The 17,449-nt window shown below is 70.6% G+C and carries 16 protein-coding genes; 10 read left to right on the top strand and 6 right to left on the bottom strand.

Features of this window, described 5'->3' with window-relative positions; all coding sequences use genetic code 11:
- The first annotated feature begins 8 nt into the window (after positions 1-8).
- The 9 genes from AC07NB_RS06115 to AC07NB_RS06075 all read left to right on the top strand — a co-directional run bounded on the left by AC07NB_RS06115 (position 9) and on the right by AC07NB_RS06075 (position 9,278).
- Entirely contained in the window at positions 9-1,550 is a 1,542-nt protein-coding gene (locus AC07NB_RS06115) for a trypsin-like peptidase domain-containing protein (protein ID WP_494572563.1), read from the top strand.
- Positions 1,551-1,618: 68 nt separating this feature from the next.
- Complete coding sequence (locus tag AC07NB_RS06110) at positions 1,619-2,290, top strand: response regulator transcription factor (protein ID WP_492313926.1); 672 nt, start codon at positions 1,619-1,621, stop codon at positions 2,288-2,290.
- A 9-nt stretch (positions 2,291-2,299) separates the two neighbouring features.
- Complete coding sequence (locus AC07NB_RS06105) at positions 2,300-3,736, top strand: sensor histidine kinase (RefSeq protein ID WP_492313925.1); 1,437 nt, start codon at positions 2,300-2,302, stop codon at positions 3,734-3,736.
- Complete coding sequence (locus AC07NB_RS06100; RefSeq protein ID WP_494571291.1) at positions 3,733-4,164, top strand: acetyltransferase; 432 nt, start codon at positions 3,733-3,735, stop codon at positions 4,162-4,164. Before AC07NB_RS06105 ends, AC07NB_RS06100 begins: the two co-directional genes overlap by 4 nt.
- Entirely contained in the window at positions 4,161-7,034 is a 2,874-nt protein-coding gene (locus AC07NB_RS06095; protein WP_494571290.1) for a bifunctional [glutamine synthetase] adenylyltransferase/[glutamine synthetase]-adenylyl-L-tyrosine phosphorylase, read from the top strand. The genes AC07NB_RS06100 and AC07NB_RS06095 overlap by 4 nt, the downstream gene beginning before the upstream one ends.
- 63 nt (positions 7,035-7,097) lie before the next feature.
- Positions 7,098-7,709: an EF-hand domain-containing protein gene (locus tag AC07NB_RS06090; RefSeq protein WP_494571289.1), complete on the top strand. Its 612-nt coding sequence runs from the start codon at positions 7,098-7,100 to the stop codon at positions 7,707-7,709.
- A 65-nt stretch (positions 7,710-7,774) separates the two neighbouring features.
- On the top strand, positions 7,775-8,338 hold the full coding sequence (locus tag AC07NB_RS06085) for an RNA polymerase sigma factor (protein ID WP_291837675.1): 564 nt from the start codon (positions 7,775-7,777) through the stop codon (positions 8,336-8,338).
- A 5-nt stretch (positions 8,339-8,343) separates the two neighbouring features.
- On the top strand, positions 8,344-8,772 hold the full coding sequence (locus AC07NB_RS06080; RefSeq protein WP_492313921.1) for a hypothetical protein: 429 nt from the start codon (positions 8,344-8,346) through the stop codon (positions 8,770-8,772).
- Positions 8,769-9,278 carry a periplasmic heavy metal sensor gene (locus AC07NB_RS06075; protein ID WP_494571288.1) on the top strand — a complete coding sequence of 170 codons (510 nt, stop codon included), beginning with the start codon at positions 8,769-8,771 and terminating at the stop codon, positions 9,276-9,278. Before AC07NB_RS06080 ends, AC07NB_RS06075 begins: the two co-directional genes overlap by 4 nt.
- Here the strand turns inward: AC07NB_RS06075 and AC07NB_RS06070 are convergent.
- The 3 genes from AC07NB_RS06070 to AC07NB_RS06060 form a co-directional block, all read right to left on the bottom strand.
- Positions 9,275-11,125: a PAS domain-containing sensor histidine kinase gene (locus AC07NB_RS06070; RefSeq protein ID WP_494571287.1), complete on the bottom strand. Its 1,851-nt coding sequence runs from the start codon at positions 11,123-11,125 to the stop codon at positions 9,275-9,277. The genes AC07NB_RS06075 and AC07NB_RS06070 overlap by 4 nt on opposite strands.
- Before the next feature lie 157 nt (positions 11,126-11,282).
- Positions 11,283-11,858, bottom strand: a complete 576-nt coding sequence (locus AC07NB_RS06065) for a hypothetical protein (RefSeq protein WP_291837684.1) — start codon at positions 11,856-11,858, stop codon at positions 11,283-11,285.
- A gap of 94 nt (positions 11,859-11,952) precedes the next feature.
- Positions 11,953-12,363 (bottom strand): CBS domain-containing protein, encoded by a 411-nt coding sequence (locus AC07NB_RS06060; protein ID WP_291837687.1) that lies wholly within the window; start codon positions 12,361-12,363, stop codon positions 11,953-11,955.
- A 114-nt stretch (positions 12,364-12,477) separates the two neighbouring features.
- Here AC07NB_RS06060 and amaB point away from each other — a divergent pair, with 114 nt between their 5' ends.
- Complete coding sequence (gene amaB / locus AC07NB_RS06055; RefSeq protein ID WP_494571286.1) at positions 12,478-13,968, top strand: L-piperidine-6-carboxylate dehydrogenase; 1,491 nt, start codon at positions 12,478-12,480, stop codon at positions 13,966-13,968.
- 77 nt (positions 13,969-14,045) lie between these two features.
- Here amaB and AC07NB_RS06050 read toward each other — a convergent pair whose 3' ends face one another.
- Genes AC07NB_RS06050 through AC07NB_RS06040 form a run of 3 tightly spaced genes read right to left on the bottom strand, consistent with a single transcriptional unit; the run spans position 14,046 to position 17,438 of the window.
- Complete coding sequence (locus AC07NB_RS06050; RefSeq protein WP_494571285.1) at positions 14,046-15,179, bottom strand: HlyD family secretion protein; 1,134 nt, start codon at positions 15,177-15,179, stop codon at positions 14,046-14,048.
- 22 nt (positions 15,180-15,201) lie between these two features.
- Positions 15,202-16,878: an MFS transporter gene (locus tag AC07NB_RS06045; RefSeq protein WP_494571284.1), complete on the bottom strand. Its 1,677-nt coding sequence runs from the start codon at positions 16,876-16,878 to the stop codon at positions 15,202-15,204.
- On the bottom strand, positions 16,875-17,438 hold the full coding sequence (locus tag AC07NB_RS06040) for a TetR/AcrR family transcriptional regulator (RefSeq protein WP_494571283.1): 564 nt from the start codon (positions 17,436-17,438) through the stop codon (positions 16,875-16,877). Before AC07NB_RS06040 ends, AC07NB_RS06045 begins: the two co-directional genes overlap by 4 nt.
- Positions 17,439-17,449: the final 11 nt, after the last annotated feature.

The following is a 17,449-nucleotide window of genomic DNA, read 5'->3' as shown; positions in this document are numbered from 1 at the left end:
CGCCTATGATGAAGCGCAAGGAATTCATGCTCGGAGCCGTCGCCGGCCTGGCCTTCGCCGCCGCCGCGACCGCGGGTGGAGTGATCGACTGGCCGGCCGCCCATGCCGACCCCGTCGCGGGCGTCAGTGGACGTCTGATCCCCAGCGCCGGCGCCGCCGGCCTGAACTTCGCGCCGCCGCAGGGCGCGCCGCTGAGCTTCGCCGACATCTTCGCCCAGGTCGCTCCGGCGGTCGTGCAGATCGACGTAAAGACCCGCGTGCAACAACCGCGCGGCGGTTTCATCCAGATCCCGGGCCTCGGCCCTGTGCCGGTTCCGGCTCCGAACGGACAGGGCGAAGGCGAAGACGGCGAGGGCGCGACCGCCCTGGGCGCCGGTTCGGGCTTCTTCATCTCGGCCGACGGCTTCATCGTCACCAACAACCACGTCGTCGCCGACGCGGTCGAGATCAGCGTCAAGCTGGCCGACGGGCGTGAGATGGCCGGCCGGATCATCGGCCGCGACGAGGCGACCGATCTGGCCGTCATCAAGGTGGACGGCTCGGACTTCCCGTTTGTCAGCTTCGAGGAGACGGCACAGCCCCGCGTGGGCGACTGGGTCATCGCCGTCGGCAATCCCTTCGGCCTGGGCGGCACCGCCACGGCCGGCATCGTTTCGGCGCAGGGGCGCAACCAACTGGACAGCGCCACGCCCTACACCGACTACATCCAGATCGACGCCGCCATCAACCGGGGCAACTCGGGCGGCCCGACCTTCGACATCTACGGGCGCGTCATTGGCGTGAACTCGGCCATCCTGTCGCCGTCGGGCGGCTCGGTCGGCATCGGCTTCGCCATTCCGGCCTCGGTCGCCAAGCCGATCACGGACCGCCTGATGCGTGGTGAGAACATCGAGCGCGGCTACCTTGGTGTCGAGATCGGGCCGATCGACCGCACCTGGGTGGGACCGTTGGGGCTTCAGAGCCGCGATGGGGCCTATGTGAACAGCGTCACGCCCGGTGGTCCGGCCGAACGCGGTGGTCTGCAACAAGGCGACGTGGTTCTGAGCCTGAACGGCCAGAAGATCACGGACTCCAACGATCTGACCCGTCGGGTCGGCCAAGCCAAACCGGGCGACAACCTGCGGCTGGAAGTTCTGCGCGACCAGCGCCGCCAGACGATCAACGTCCGCTCTGGTACGCGCCCCTCGGTCGCGGAGCTGAACAATGACGGCAGCACGGCTCCGGGCGACGAGCCCACTCCGGGCGGCGTCACGGCGGGTACGGCTGTCGGCGGCCTGACCGTCGCCGCAATGAGCCCGGCCTTGCGTCAGCGCTACGACATCCCCGCCAACGTCAACGGCGTGGTGATCACCCAGCAAGGGCGCGGCGACAACCGCGTCTATCAGCCGGGCTTTGTGATCATGCGGACGGGACGCGGCCCGGTGACCTCGGTCGCCGACTTCCAGGCCGCCGTTCAGGCGGCGCAGGCCGCGGGCACGGGGGTCTTCCTCTTGGTCTGGACGCCGCAGGGAAATCAGCCGGTCGTGCTGGACCTTCCGAAGTCTGAATAACGCTTAACTGACTTCATCGCCGCCGATGCGCTAACATCGGCGGCGATTTGCATTCAGGGGCTGATTCCATGCGCATTCTGGTGGTCGAGGACGACGCCGAGGCCGCGACCGCGATGGTCCGGGGACTGACCGAGGCCGGTCACGACACCACCCACGCCGTCGACGGCGCCTTCGGCCTGCTCGAGGCCCAGAAGGGCGGCTATGACGTCTACGTCGTGGACCGCATGATGCCGCGCCTGGACGGCATCGGCATGGTCGAGACCCTGCGCAAGGACGGCGACCAGACTCCGGTCCTGTTCCTGTCGGCGCTCGGCGAGGTCGAGGACCGCGTCGTGGGCCTGAAGGCCGGCGGCGACGACTATCTGGTCAAGCCCTACGCCTTCGCCGAGCTGATCGCCCGGGTCGAGGCCCTGTCGCGCCGCCGCGAGACCGGCTCGGTCGCCACGGTGCTGAAGGTCGGCGACCTGGAGATGAACCTGATCGCCCGCACCGTGCACCGCGCCGGGCAGGAGATCGACCTGCAGCCGCGGGAGTTCCAGCTTCTGGAGTTCCTGATGCGCCACGCCGGCCAGTCCGTGACCCGCACCATGCTGCTGGAGAAGGTCTGGGAATATCATTTCGACCCCCAGACCAACGTCATCGACGTCCACATCAGCCGCCTGCGCGCCAAGATCGACAAGGGTTTCGACAAGGCCATGCTGCAGACGGTCCGCGGGGCGGGATATCGGCTGGAGGCGTAGCGCCTCCGCATGAAGCTGCCCTCGCTCCTTCGCCGCACGCCATTCCGGCTGACGCTGCTGTTCGTCGCCCTGTTCGCAGCGGCGGCCAGCGCGGTGCTGGCCTATGTCTATGTGGCCTCGGCCAATGAGGCGCGGTCCAAGACCCAGGTGGACGTGACGACCGAGTTCGGGGTGCTGACCGGCATCTATCGCGAGCGGGGGAAGGACGCCCTGAACGCGGCCCTGGTGGACCGGACCATCCGGGGCGGGTCGTATCTGTACATGCTGATGGACGCCAACGGCGGCCTGATCACCGGCAACCTGACCGAGACGCCGATCGACCTGATCCCGGAGGGCACCGAGGACGGCGGCCGGACCCCGCGGTGGAGCACCTTCACCTATACCGACAACGACGCCAGCGGCCGGGTCACCCGGCCCCAGTCGCTGGGGGTGCAGGCGCGGCTGGCCGGCGGCGAGGTCCTGTTCGTCGGTCAGTCGATGGGGGACACCGAGGCCTATCTGAGCCGCCTGACCCAGGCCCTGTGGGCGGCCATGGGCATCGTCCTGCTGCTGGGCCTGGCGGGCGGCCTGTTCGTCAGCCGCAACCTGGAACGCTCGATGGGCCGGCTGAACAAGGTGGTCGGTGCGGTTCAGGAGGGCGACCTCAAGGCGCGGGTGCCGGTGCGGAATTCCGGCGACGAACTCGACGAACTGGGCGCCGGCCTGAACGTCATGCTGGACCGGATGGAGTCCTCCATGGCCTCGATCCGCCACGCCGGCGACGCCATCGCCCACGACCTGCGCTCGCCCCTGACCCGGATGCGGGCCAAGCTGGAGGTGGCGCTGATCGACGCCGAAGCCGGCAAGATCGACGGCACCGAGGCGCTGGAGCTGGCCCTGTCCGAGGCGGACGACCTGCTGAAGACCTTCAACACCGTGCTGGCCATCGCCCGCCTGCAGGCCGCCGCCGGTTCGGGCCGCACGCCGGATCCGGCGGTGTTCGACGCCGCCGACCTGGCCGCCGACATGGCCGAGCTCTACGAGCCCGCCAGCGAGGACAAGGGGCTGGAGTTCTCCGCCGAGATCGAGCGCGGCCTGATGGTCAACGCCAACCAGCCCTTCCTGGCCCAGGCGCTGGCCAACATCATCGACAACGCCATCAAGTACACGCCGGTGGGCGGCGCGGTGATGCTGCGCGCGCGCCGCCGGTCTTCGGGCGAGATCGAATTCTCGGTCACCGACACCGGCCCCGGCGTGCCCGAGGACGACCGTGAGCGCGTCATCCAGCGCTTCGTCCGCCTCGACAACAGCCGCACCGAGCCCGGCTCGGGCCTCGGCCTGTCGCTGGTGGGCGCGGTCATGGAGGCCCATGGCGGGCGCATCGTCCTGGACGAGGGCCCCGGAGCCTACGCCGGCTTCGGCCCCGGGCTGCGCGTGGCGCTGGTCCTGCCGGCGGCGGAGGGATGATCCGCGCCGCCACCGTCGCCGACGCTCCGCGCAATCTGGAGATCTGGCGCGCCGCCGTCCGCGCGACCCACGACTTCCTCGCCCCGGACGATCTGGAGGCGATCGACGCCCTGGTCGCCGAGCACCTGCCCGCGATGGTGTCCTGGGTGAAGGTGGACGGCGAGGATCGCCCGCTCGGCTTCATCGCCATGACCGAAGCCCACGTCGACGCCCTTTTCGTCGATCCGGCCCGCCACGGCTCGGGCGTGGGCCGCGCCCTGATGGACCACGCCCGGTCGCTGCACCCGGCGCTGACGGTCGATGTGAACGAGCAGAACCCCCGCGCCATCGGTTTCTATGAACGCCTGGGGTTCGCGCGGACCGGGCGTTCCGAAACCGACGACCAGGGGCGCCCCTATCCGCTGCTGCATATGCGGTCGCCGGGATGAGCGCCCTGCGGCCCTGCGGACCGATCGTTGACGCCGCCGCCGCCGAGCGCGCCCATGAGCGGCTGTCGGAGGCTGCGGCGGAAGGCGGCTGGTCCGATACGCTGCAGGCCGCTTGGCCGGTTCTGGGCCCCGTCTTCTCCGCTTCGCCCTATCTGTTCGGCCTCGCCCGCCGCAGGCCGCAGATGCTGCATGATCTGCTGGAACAGGGCGCCGATGCGCGCCTGGCCGAGGTTCTGAACGGGACGGCCGCCCTGACCGGGGGGGCGGACGACCTGCGCGCGCCGCTGCGGCGTCTGAAGGGCGAGCTTCATCTGCTGACGGCCCTGGCCGACCTGGGCGGTCAATGGGACCTCGATCAGGTGACCGGCGCGCTCAGCCGTTTCGCTGACGTTTCGGCCCGGGCGGCGCTGGCGGCGGTGGCCCATGACCAGCGCGAGCGCGGCAAGCTGATCTCCGCCGCCGACGACAGGCGCGGCCCCATTCCAGGCCTGTTCGGCCTGGCGATGGGCAAGCACGGCGCGGACGAGCTCAACTACTCCTCGGACATCGACATCAGCCTGTTCTGGGAGCCGGAGGTGCTGACCGCGGCGCTGGCCGACGGCGTCGAGCCGCAGCGCTTCGTCGACCGGATCGCCCACGCCTTCTCGACCCTGATGCAGGAGCGCACCGGCGACGGCTATGTATTCCGCGTCGACCTGCGGCTGCGGCCCGATCCGTCCTCGACCCCGCCGGTGATCGCGGTCCCCTTCGCCCTGACCTACTACGAGGGCGTCGGCCAGAACTGGGAGCGGGCGGCCTTCATCAAGGCCCGGGCCATGCTGGGCGACGAAGCGGAGGGCCGGGCCTTCCTCAGGGCGCTGACCCCCTTCATTTGGCGGCGCAGCCTCGACTATCCGGCCATCCTCGACATCCAGTCGATCAAGCGACAGATCCACGTCCACAAGACCGGCGAGGGGCTGGAGGCGGCAGGGGCCAACCTGAAACTGGGGCGGGGCGGCATCCGCGAGATCGAGTTCTTCGCCCAGACCCAGCAACTGATCCTGGGCGGGCGGGACCCGCAGCTGCGGGTCCCGCGCACCGTCGAGGCGCTGGCCGCCCTGCGCGACGCGGGCCACGTGAAGGCCGAGGTCTGCGCCGAGCTGACCGCCGCCTATGTCGAACTGCGCGGGCTGGAACACCGGGTCCAGATGCTGGACGACGAACAGACCCACAGCCTGCCCACGGACCCCGTCCGCCGCGCGGCCGTGGCGGCCCTGGCGGGGGAGGGCGACCTGGCGGTTTTCGACGCCCGCGTGGAGGCCGTGCTGGTCGGGGTCAACGGCCGCTACGGCGAGCTGTTCGAGGGCGAGGAGGAACTGTCGTCCCGCTATGGCTCCCTGGTCTTCACAGGCGTCGAGAACGACCCCGAGACCCTGGCCACCCTTGAACGGATGGGCTTTTCCGAACCCGCAGCCGTCGCCGACACGATCCGCAGCTGGCACCACGGACGCATTCCGGCGACCCGGACGGCCCGGGGGCGGGAGCTGTTCACCCGGCTGGCCCCCCGGCTGCTGACGGCGCTGGCCGACACCGGGGCGGCGGATGACGCCTTCCGCCGCTTCGCCGTCTTCTTCGCTGGCCTGAGCGGCGGGGTGCAGGTGCAGGCCCTGTTCCTGGCCCAGCCCCGGCTGTTCGACCTGGTCGTCGGCGTGATGGCCTTCGCGCCCCGACTGGCGCGCACCCTGGGCCGCTATCCGGCGGCGCTGGACAGCATGCTGGACGCCCGCTTCACCCGAGACCTGGAAGAGGACACCGGCGTCGCCGAGCAGATGCTGGCCGAGGCCGGCGCGGCCCCTGATTTCGAAGGCGCGATGAACGCCGTCCGGCGCATCCACCGCGATCAGATGTTCCGCATCGGCCTGCAGATCCTGACCGGTCGCGCGGGGGCGGAAAGCGCCGGTCGCGCCCTGACGGCGCTGGCCGACGCGACGCTGGCCGCCCTGGCCCCCGCCGCCCTGGCCGAGGCCGCGCGGCAGGGCGGGGACCTGCCCGGCGGACAGGTGGCGGTGGTGGCGCTGGGCAAGGCCGGATCGCGCGAGATGCGGGCCAGTTCCGACCTGGACCTGATGACCCTGTACGACGCGCCGCCCGAGGCGGTGTCGTCCGACAAGGGCTGGGCCGCCGGCGTCTTCTATTCCCGCTTCACCCAAAGGCTGATCGCCGCCCTGTCGGCGCACACGGCGGAGGGCGGGCTGTATGAGGTCGACATGCGGCTGCGCCCCGGCGCGGCCAAGGGACCGGTGTCCCTGCGGCTGTCCTCCATCCAGGACTACTACGCGGCCGAGGCGGACACCTGGGAGTTCATGGCCCTGACCCGCGCCCGCGTCGTCTGGGCCGACGATCCGGCCTTCGGCGCGGCGGTCACGGCGGCGCTTGAGGCCATTCTGCGCCGCCCCCGGCCCGGCGTGGACATCGCCGCCGACGCCCGCCGCATGCGGGACCTGATGGCGCGTGAACGGCCCGGGCGCGGCGCCTGGGACCTGAAGCTGGCGCCCGGCGGGCAGGTCGACGCCGAGTTCGTGGCCCAGGCCGGCCAGCTGCGCGCGGCGGCGACGGGCGCCCCGCTGACCGTCTCGACGCTGGACGCCCTGGTGGGCGATCCTGAGCTGGCCGAGGCCTGGCGATTGCAACAGGCCCTGGGACAGGTGCTGGCCGCCGCCTTCGACGAGACCGGCGATCCTTCCGACGAGCCCGAGGGGTTCCGCCGCCGTCTCGCCGAGGCCGCGGGCGCGCCCGATTTCGACGCCCTGACGGCGCGTCTGGCCGAGGTCCGGGCCGCGGCGCGAGCAGCCTTCGAGACGGCCCTGCCGCCGGTTCGCGACGGAGACTGAAGCCACCCCCGTTTGATCTCCTGACAGGGACGCACACGGCCGAACGGCCATGGAGATCATCGCATGAGCAGGACCTTGGCTATCGGCGCCGTCGCCACCGTCGTTCTGGCCGCCCTCGCCGGGGGCGCCACCGCCCAGCAGCCCGCCCGCCCCATCGTCGAGCGACAGGCGCACGCCCAGCGCGCCGACACGGACGGCGACGGCCGCATCAGCCAGGCCGAGTTCGTCGGCCGCCGCGTCGCTCGCCTGACCGCCGCCGACGCGGACCGCGACGGCTCGGTCACCCGCGAGGAGAGGCAGGCCCGGCGCGTCGCCCATCGGCAGCAGCGGGCCGAAGCGCGGTTCGCCCGGCTCGACGCCGACAGCAACGGCGCCATCAGCCGCGAAGAGTTCACCGCGCCCCGCGCCGCTCGCGCCCACGGCGAGCCCGGCCGTCATGGTCCGCGCATGGCCCGCCGTGGCGGGCCGCGCGCCGAACGCGGCCCGGTTTCGGTGGCCGAGGCGCAGGCGAAAGCCGAGCAGGCCTTCGCGCGTCTGGATGCGGATCACGACGGCTTCGTCACCGCCGAAGAACGCCGCGCCGGGATGCAGCAGGCGCGCGAACATCGCCGCGAACGCATGGCCGAACGCCGCGCCGCACGTCAGGCGTCGCGTCCGGCCCCCGCTTCGGAGTAAGGAGATGGCGGGGACGACGGACCTGCGCCGACCGACCCTCTCGATGATGTTCGAACGAGGGCCTATTGGCGCTGATCGCCGACCCCGACGAGGATCTGGTGCGCCGCGTGGGTCAGGGCGATCCGGCGGCCATTCAGGCCATGGTGGCGCGCAAGCTGCCCCGCATGCTGGCGCTGGCGCGCCGGATGCTGGGCGACGCCGTGGAGGCCGAGGACGTGGCGCAGGAAGCCATGTTGCGGGCCTGGCGGCAGGCGCCGCGCTGGACGCCGGGCAAGGCGCGCTTCGATACGTGGCTGCACCGGGTGGCGCTGAACCTCTGCTACGACCGGCTGCGTCGGCGGCGCGAGATCGCCACCGACAGTCCGCCGGATCGGCCCGACGAGGGCGCGGCCCCGGATCGGGGCCTGCTGGCGGCGGACGTGGGGGCGCGGGTCGAGGCGGCCCTGGCCCGTTTACCGGATCGTCAGAGAGAGGCCATTGTCCTGTGCCACTATCAGGAGTTGACCAACATCGAGGCCGCGGCCCTGATGGAGGTCAGCGTCGAGGCTTTGGAAAGCCTGCTGTCGCGAGGGCGGCGGGCGTTGAGACTGGCTCTGGCCGATATGCGGCCGGACGCTGAAGGAGCATGAGTGTGATGACGGCGGAACGGTTCAACGCCCTGGTATCGGCCTACGGCGCCGACGCGCGGCGCTGGCCTGAAAGCGAACGGACGGCGGCGCAGGCCTATATGGCGGCTGAGCCCGAGGCCGCGCGCGCGGTCCTGGCCGAGGCGGACGCCGTCGACGCCCTGCTGCACGCCGCGCCGACGCCGCAGGTCTCGCCGGCCCTGCGCGACCGGGTCATCGCTTCGGCCGCCGAACTGGGGCTGAAGGCGCGTCGCAACGGTCGCCTGTGGCTCGACCGGCTGGCGCTGGTTCTCGGCGCCGGCTGGGCCGCCGCGGCCTGCGCGGGCGTGGCCGCCGGCGTCATCATGACCGGCCACCTGACCGCCGACGCCCAGGCCGACGCGGTGCTCTATCAGGCCTCGCTGCAGGGCGTGGATGACACGGAGGTGCTCGGTTGAGCCCCAAGGCCCTCAAGATCGCGCTCGCCGCTTCGGTGGCGTTGAACCTGTTCGCGGTCGCGGCCGGCGCGACCCTCTGGGTGGGCCGGGCCAAGGTCGAGGACCGCATCGACGCCGCGCAGCGTGCGCCGCACGAGCGCTCGCCGATGCAGGTGGTGGTCAGCCGTCTCGATCCGCAGGTCCGACAGCGGGTTCGCCAGACGCTGAAGGCCTCGGCCCTGGTCGCCAAGCCGGACTTCGAGGAGGCGCGTCTGAAGCGCCGCGCGGCCGTCGATCTGGCCGGTTCGCCGGACTTCGATCCCGCCCGCGCCACAGCCCTGCTGGAAGAGTCCCGCGCCGCCGAGATCCGCGGCCGCGCCCGGCTGGAGGCCGACGCCGTCCAGCTGCTCGGCACCCTCGATCCGGCGGATCGGCAGGCGCTCTCGGAGATCCTGACCCGCCGCGGCCGCGTGGTGGTTCGGGATCGTCCGGACATCCCGTCCGCCGACAAGAAGGCGGTCGATTAAGCGGCCGCCCGCGCCGCCTGCACCGGCGCGCCGGGGGGATGGATCGGCAGTTCGAAGCTGACGGTGGTGCCCTGACCCGGCTCGCTTTCCATCATGAGCTGGCCGCCGTGCAGCTCGATCAGCGACTTGGTCAGCGCCAGGCCCAGGCCGGTGCCCTGGGTGGTCTTGGAGTGCTGGCCCTCGACCTGTTCGAACGGGCGCGCCAGGCGCGCCAGGTCCTCGGGCGCGATGCCGATGCCGGTGTCGGTCACCGCCACCCGCACCCGGTCGTCGTCGAGCCGTGACAGGGTCACCACGATGTCGCCGCCCTCGGGCGTGAACTTCACGGCGTTCGAGATCAGGTTCAGCACCACCTGCTTCAGACCGCGATGGTCGGCCTCGATGTCGGGGATTTCGGCGGCGTCGACCAGAAGCTTGAGCCCCGCCTCCTGGATCTTGCCGCGCATCAGCCGGGCCGCGTCGTCCACGACCTCCTTCAGCGACACCTGTTCATAGTGCAGGGTCAGCTTGCCGGCCTCGATCTTGGCCATGTCGAGGATGTCGTTGATCAGGCTGAGCAGATGCTGGCCCGACTTCAGGATGTCGCCCGCGTAACCCTTGTATTTGGCGTCGCCCAGCGGACCGAACAGTTCTCCGGCCATGATCTCCGAGAAGCCGTTGATGGCGTTCAGCGGCGTGCGCAGTTCGTGGCTCATATTGGCCAGGAACTCGGACTTGGCCTGGTTGGCGGCCTCGGCCCGGGTCATGGCGACTTCGTATTTTCGCGCCAGCAGGGACAGCTTCTCCTCGCGGTCCTCCAACTCGGCGATGGTGGCGTGCAGGCGTTCGACCGCGCGCTGGCGCTCGGCTTCCTTCTGCTTGATGGCGGTGATGTCGGCGGCCGAAACGACCGAGCCGCCGTCCGAGGTGAAGCGCTCGACCAGCTGCAGCCAGCGGCCGTCGACCAGCTCGACCTCGCGGGCGCCGGCCCGGCCGCCTGCGGCGGCCTGCTCGGACTTGATGGCCAGGGCGGCGATGCGGTTCAGGTCCTGCTTGTAGGCCCCCTTGCGGACCACGCCGTCCTCGAACCCGAAGGCGTCCTGGAAGGCCTGGTTGGACAGGATCAGCCGACCCGACTTGTCGAACAGGACGAAGGCGTCCGAGACGCTCTCGATGCCGTCGCGCAGGCGGCTTTCGGCGGCCTGGGCCTGAGACTTGGCGCGGCGGGCCTCGGTGGTGTCCAGCGCCACGCCGAGAATGGAGGTGAAGCCGTCCTGCCCGCGCTCGCCGCGGGCCTGGCCCCGCGCGTCGATCCAGCGGGCCCGGCCCTGGTCGTCCGGAACGGGGAAGCTGACCTCGAAGGCGCCGTAGGCCTGGGCCTGACGCAGGGCGTGCTGCACGGCCTCGCGGTAGCGCGGATGGATGCGCTCCATGATCACGGTGTCAGGCAGGGAGCCGCTGCGGTCCAGACCCAGCAGGCTGGCCATATAGTCCGAGATCATCACCTCGCCGGCCTCGATGTCCCAGTCCCAGACGCCGCAGTGCGCCGCCTCGACCGCGCCGCGGAACCGGCGCTCGGACGCCGCCCATTCACGGCTGATGCCCATCTGTCGCCGCTGCATGATGACGACGAGGACGAGGGTGAACAGGCCGATGCCGATCGGCGGGCCCAGCACCCACAGATCGTGCAGCGAGAAGCCGGCGCCCGTGCTCTGGGGCGCGGCGACGCCGCGGGCGACCAGAAGCACATGGGCGGTGATCGCCAGCGCCAGCGTCAGGATCGAGATGCGCAGCCATGCGGGCGCCCCGCGCTCGCGATCGGAGGCGCGTCGTCCCTGCGGTGATATGCGGCGCTCCTCACCCCGCAAGGCGCTCTCCCGGACGATTCGACAACGAAGCCCGAATCTAGGCTGCGTCGCGGATTCGTGTCGAGCGGGGTTAACCCTCGCTCAACATTCTTGAACGGGGTGAGTCGCGGGAGTCGCACTCCGGCGCCGAAACGCCGGAACCGGCCTGTCCTCGCGCCTACGCCGCCTGAATCGTCGGAGCCGCCGCCAGCTCGCCCGTCGGGGCGGCCAGCACGTCCGTCACGGTCCTGAGCACGGTCCGGGCCTCGCGGGCCAGGGCGCGCATCTCGGGCGGCGCGTCGTCGGGCGCCTCGTCGACCGAGGCCAGAAGCTGCTCGGCCAGCGCCATCAGGCGCGGGGCGGCGGCGATCAGCCGGGCCTGGAATTCGATCTGTTCGGGGTCGCGGTCGTATTCGGCGCCCGGCACGCGCCAGCCGCCCCAGTCGGCCTTGTCGGTCACGACGACGGGGTAGGTGCCGGGAAAGGGATGGTGCGGGGTGTCCTCCGCCGCCTGCCACTTGTTCCGGGCGCGCATCAGCCGCCAGTTCTGGCCGGAGACCTCGGCGGCCGGATCCTCGACCGGCAGCAGCAGTTCATGGCCCAGGAACTCGCGGCCCAGGCCCACGTCATAGGTGACACGGACCGGCTCCTCGAAGCCCTTGGCCCAGACGGGCTGGACCTTCTCGATCTGGGCCCACGCGCCGACGCACTCGACCCAGACCTTCTGGCCCTTCTGGAACTGCGCGCGCGCCATTGATCACTCCCGTCCTGAGACAGGGCACAATGCGGCCTGCGGATGAACAGCCGGTTTGGCGAAAGGGTAAAGAGAATCCTGACGCCGCCGCCGGTCAGTTTCGGGAAATGCCTTCCAGGGCCTCGCCCGCGTACTTCTCCTTCACCCGGGTCGAGAGGTCGCCCAGAGACACTACGCCGACCAGACGGTTGTCCTTGTCCAGCACGGGTAGGCGGCGAATCTGCCGGCTGCTCATGGCGTCCAGCACGGTCTTCAGATCATCGTCGACGCGGGCCGTGTAGGGATCGCGGGTGATGAACTCCACCACGGGGGCGGTGGCCGAGACGCCGCCGGCGAGGGCGCGCACGACGAGGTCGCGGTCGGTGATCGTCCCGATCAGGGTGTCGCCGTCGGCGACGGGCATGAAGCCGAAATCGCCGTCATGCATGCGGCGAGCCACCTCCTGCAGGCTGTCGCCGGGACGGGCCACCTGCACGTCCTTGCTCATCAGATCGCGTACCTTCATCGGGCTCTCTCCCTGGACTGGTTCGCCGACAGAACCCTTGCCCGGCGCGGCGGTTCCGCTTCCGCCCGCGCGATGGCCGGGCTACACGCCGCTTCAGACGAGGGAGAGCGGACGATGACGGCGGCGAATGAGGCGAAGGCCATCCTTCAACGACTGGGCGTCGATGCGGCGGTCTGGAACGGCCAGCTGCCGACGCGCTCCCCCATCGACGGCTCCACGGCCGGTTCGGTCGCCGAGACCGCGGACATCGACAGCGTGATCGCCCGCTCGGTCCAGGCCTTCCACGCCTGGAAACGCGTACCGGCCCCGCGCCGGGGCGAACTGGTCCGCCTGCTGGGCGAGGAGCTGCGGGCGTCGAAGGAGGACCTGGCCCGTCTGGTCACCCTGGAAGCCGGCAAGATCGTCTCCGAAGGCCTCGGCGAGGTGCAGGAGATGATCGACATCTGCGACTTCGCCGTCGGCCTGTCGCGCCAGCTCTACGGCCTGACGCTGGCCAGCGAACGGCCCGGCCACCACATGCGCGAGACCTGGCAGCCGCTGGGGCCGGTTCTGGTCATCTCGGCCTTCAACTTTCCGGTCGCGGTGTGGGCCTGGAACGCCTGTCTCGCCCTGGTCTGCGGCGACCCGGTGATCTGGAAGCCGTCGGAGAAGACGCCGCTGACAGCGCTGGCCACGCAAGCGATCTTCGACCGCGCGCTGTCGCGTTTCGGCGATGCGCCCGCCGGCTTGTCCCAGCTCGTCATCGGCGGCCGCCAGGCCGGCGAGAGACTGACCGCCGACGCCCGCGTCGCCCTCGTCTCCGCCACCGGCTCGACCCGCATGGGCAGGGCGGTGGCCCAGACAGTGGCCGCCCGCCTCGGCCGGTCGCTGCTTGAGCTCGGCGGCAACAACGCCATGATCGTCGGTCCGAGCGCAGACCTCGACATGGCGGTCCGGGCGATCGCCTTCTCGGCGGTCGGCACGGCGGGACAGCGTTGCACCACCTTGCGCCGTCTGTTCATGCACTCGGATATCTCCGCCAAGCTGATTGATCGCCTGGTCCAGGCCTATGAAACCCTGCCCGTGGGGGATCCTCGCGAAGACGGCGTGCTGGTGGGACCTCTCATCGATGAAGACGCCTACACCGCCTTCCGTAAAGCGGTGGACCAAGCCAGCCGCGAAGGTGTCCTGATTTGCGGCGGTGAGCGCCTCGACCGCGATGGCGTCTACGTCACGCCCGCCCTCATCGGCATGAGCAAGCAGACCGAAACGGTCAAACACGAGACCTTCGCCCCGATCCTCTACACCTTCATCTACGATGACTTCGATCAGGCAGTCGAAATGCAGAACGCCGTGCCGCAAGGCCTGAGCTCCTGCATCTTCACCGACAGCGTCCGCGAGGCCGAGCAGTTCCTGTCGGCCTGGGGTTCGGACTGCGGCATCGCCAACGTCAACATCGGCCCCTCGGGCGCCGAGATCGGCGGGGCGTTCGGCGGCGAGAAGGACACCGGCGGCGGCCGCGAGTCCGGCTCCGACGCCTGGAAGGCCTATATGCGCCGCCAGACGCAGACGGTGAATTTCAGTCGCGAGCTGCCGCTGGCGCAGGGGGTGAGGTTCGAGGTGTGAGGCAATAGGCAGGTAGGCAGTAGGCAATAGGGACGATTGCTCCCTCCGCCGACGGTCTGCACCCTACTGCCTACTGCCTACTGCCTGTCTCGCGTATCCACCCGCGCCACCACCGACAGGCCCGGCCGCAGGCGGTCCAGCCCTTCCTGGCCCGGATCCAGCGCGATGCGAACGGGCACCCGTTGGGCCACCTTGGTGAAGTTGCCGGTGGCGTTGTCTGGACGGATGACGCTGAACTCGGAGCCCGTGGCCGGGGCGATCTGCTCGACCTTGCCGGTCAGGGTGCGGCCGCCCAGGGCGTCGACCGACAGCTCGACCGGCTGGCCCACACGGATGTCGCGCAGCTGGTTCTCCTTGTAGTTGGCGGTCACCCAGATGCGGTCGGGGACCAGCGCCATCAGCTGGGTTCCGACGGCGACCTGCTGACCCTGCCGTACGCTGATCTCGCCCAGCCGTCCGTCGCGCGGGGCGACGATGCGGGTGTTCGACAGGTCGATCTCGGCCAGATGCACCTGGGCCCGGGCGTTCTCGACGGCGGCTTCCAGCGAGCCGCGGCTGACGACGGCGGAGGTGACGTTGGTCTGGGCGATGCCCTCGGCGGCGCGGGCCTGGGCCAGCTGGGCCTGGGCGGCCCTGAGCGCCGCCTGGCTGACGTCGACCTGGGCCTGCGCCACCCAGCCGCCCTCGAACAGCCGCCGCGCCCGGGTCGCATCCGCCTGAGCCTTGGCCAGATTGGCTTCGGCGCCGGCGATGGTGGCGCGCTGCTGGGCCACCGACCCGCGCGCCGAATTCTGGGCCTGGGCCGAGTTGGCCAGGGCGGCCTCGGCCGAATGCAGGCTCGCCTTCGCCTGCTCCAGGCGCTGGCGATAGATGCGGTCGTCGATGGTGGCCAGCAGCTGACCCTGTTTCACGGTCTGGAAATCCTGCACCTCGACCGAGGTGACATAGCCGGTCACCTGCGGCGCGATCACCGTCACCTGCCCGCGGACATAGGCGTTGTCCGTGTGCTGAACGCCGGAGACGAAGGGCGGCAGCTGCCAGGCCCACAGCACCAGCAGGACCCCGATCACGGCCGCCGCGATCAGCACGACGGTGAACAGCACGGTCTTCTTCGGCGCAGGCGCGGGCGCCGGAGCGGTGGGCTGCGTCGGCTCCGGGGCGGCTCCGGTCGTGGGAGCCGGGGTGGATGCGGGTGCGGTCGTGTCGGTCATGGCTTCAAGAGGGTCTCGTCGGTCATTGCGTGGCGGCGACGGGTTCGCCGGCCTTGCGCGCGGCCCGGCGGGCCAGGATGCGGGGTCGCAGGTGATGGAAGGTCGTCCACGCACAGCCGACCGCCGCGAACACCGCGATCAGCAGGAAGACGTCGTTGTAGGCCAGCACGTGAGCCTGCTGGGTGATCTGTTGCTGCAGCATCGCCTGTCCCTGCGTCGTGCGCAGGGCGGGATCGCCGAGCACCCGCGCATAGGCACCGCCCAGCTGCTGCAGCCGCAGGACGACGTTCGGGTCGCCGAGGTTGATCGCCTCGGACAGCTGGTTGGAGTGGAATTTCTCCCGGATCGTCTCGATGGTGCCGACCAGGGCCGACCCCATCAGGCCGCCGATGTTCTGGCCGACCGTGAACACCACGATGAAGCTGACCAGGTTCTGGGCGCCCTTCTGGAGCACCTGCAGGAAGCCGATCAGCATCGCCGGCCCGATGAAGAACGAGGCCGCGAAGGCCATCAGGGCCTGGCTGAAATACAGCTGCGCCGGACGCGTCAGGACGGTCGAACGGGCGTCCAGGAAGGCGCCGACCGCGATCAGGGCCAGGGCGATGGCGATCAGGGCCATCAACCGGTCCGGCTTCAGCGTCAGGATGCTGACCACCGTCCCCGCCGCCGTGGCGACCAGGACCACCCAGAACAGGCTGTAGAGCTGCTCCGGCCCCAGGCCCATCTGGGTCATCAGGCCCACGGCCCCGGAGGTCTGCTCCGACAGGACGATGCGGGTCCCGATGATCACCAGCCCCAGCCGTAGGATGTCCGGCCCGGCCATCCATTTCAGGTTTATAAGCGGGGTCTCGCGATTGTACTCGATGGCGATCGCCGCGGTCAGCAGGATGATGGAGCCGACCAGGGCCCAGCCGATCCAGGCGGCCTCGGTCCACCAGACGATCCGGCCCAGGCCCAGCACGGCGCAGAGCAGGGCGATCCCCGGCGCGAACAGGGCGAAGGTGACGAAATCGAGGGGCTGGAACACCTTGGTCCGCTCGGACGGGGGCAGGCGCACGGCCAGGACGGCGGCGAGGGCGACCAGCGCCAGTCCCAGTTCGAAGACGTAGACGCCCCGCCACTCCGACAGGTCGATCAGCGAGGTCGAGAACAGCCGGGCGGCCGGTATGGCCAGGCCCGAGATCCCGATGCCGGTCAGCAGGCCGCCGATCCGCAGCTTGGGCGGAAAGGCCTGGATCAGATACAGAATGCCCAGGGTCGACAGGGCCGCCGCCGCCATGCCGGCGAACCCGCGGGCGATCAGCAGCGACTGGTAGTCTTCGAAAAGCAGGGTCCCCAGGCCGATCAGGACGTAGGCGACCAGGAAGATCTGGGCGAACAGCCGCAGCCCGTACTGCATCCGGAACTTGATCAGCAGCAGGTTCATGCAGGCGTTGGTCATGACGAACACGACCGGCAGCCAGGCCGCCTCGACCAACGACACGCCCAGGGCGCCCGCCAGTTGCGGCGTGTTGGCGGTGACGATGGCGTTGCCGATGCTGCCCGTGGCCGTGATCAGCACACCGGTGCCGGCATAGGCCAGCCGCCACGGGGCCGTGTGGTCCGGCGTCGCGGGCGAGCCGGGCAGCATCGGCCGCTCGTGCGGCTTCAGGGTCTCGAGATACTCGGCCCAGGGCAGGTGGAAGTTCCGACGGCTCATGCCTCCTCCCCGAGGCGCGCCTTCACAGCGTCCAGCACAAGCTCCAGCGTTCGGCGAGCGATGCCGTTCCGTTCACGCACCGTCGCATTGTGCAATCCGCCGCCCAGCATGGCTGCGAGGACGCGGATATCCTTCAGGGTCAGGTCGGACCGGACCACGCCCGCGGCCTGCGAAACCTTCAGCGGCGCGGCGGCCGCTTCGATCATCGCAGCGCGCAGCGGAGTCAGGAGTTCGGGCGACGGCGGCGACCGCACGACCCCGCCCAGGGCCGCGTTGCGGACCATCCGGTCGGACAGGGCGGCGAGGAAGTCCAGGAAGGCGTCCGGCGTGTCGCGGTCCGCGAACCGCTCGCCCAGTTCGGCCATGTCGTCCAGCAGCACCGCCAGCGCGATCTCGGTCCGGCCGGGGAAGTTCCGGTACAGGGTCGCGCGGCCGACGCCCGCCCGTTCGGCGATGCGGTCCAGCGGCGCGTCGATGCCCTCTTCCGCGAAGACGGCGCGGGCGGCGTCCAGCAGCGCCTTGCGGCGTTCGGCGGCGTCTTTCCTCAGCGGGCGATCCATGATGGCGCGTA

This window comes from Brevundimonas sp. GW821-FHT09G01 (assembly GCF_059416065.1).
Note: the sequence above shows the minus strand (reverse complement) of the source record. Positions and strands in the feature narration are given on the sequence as shown.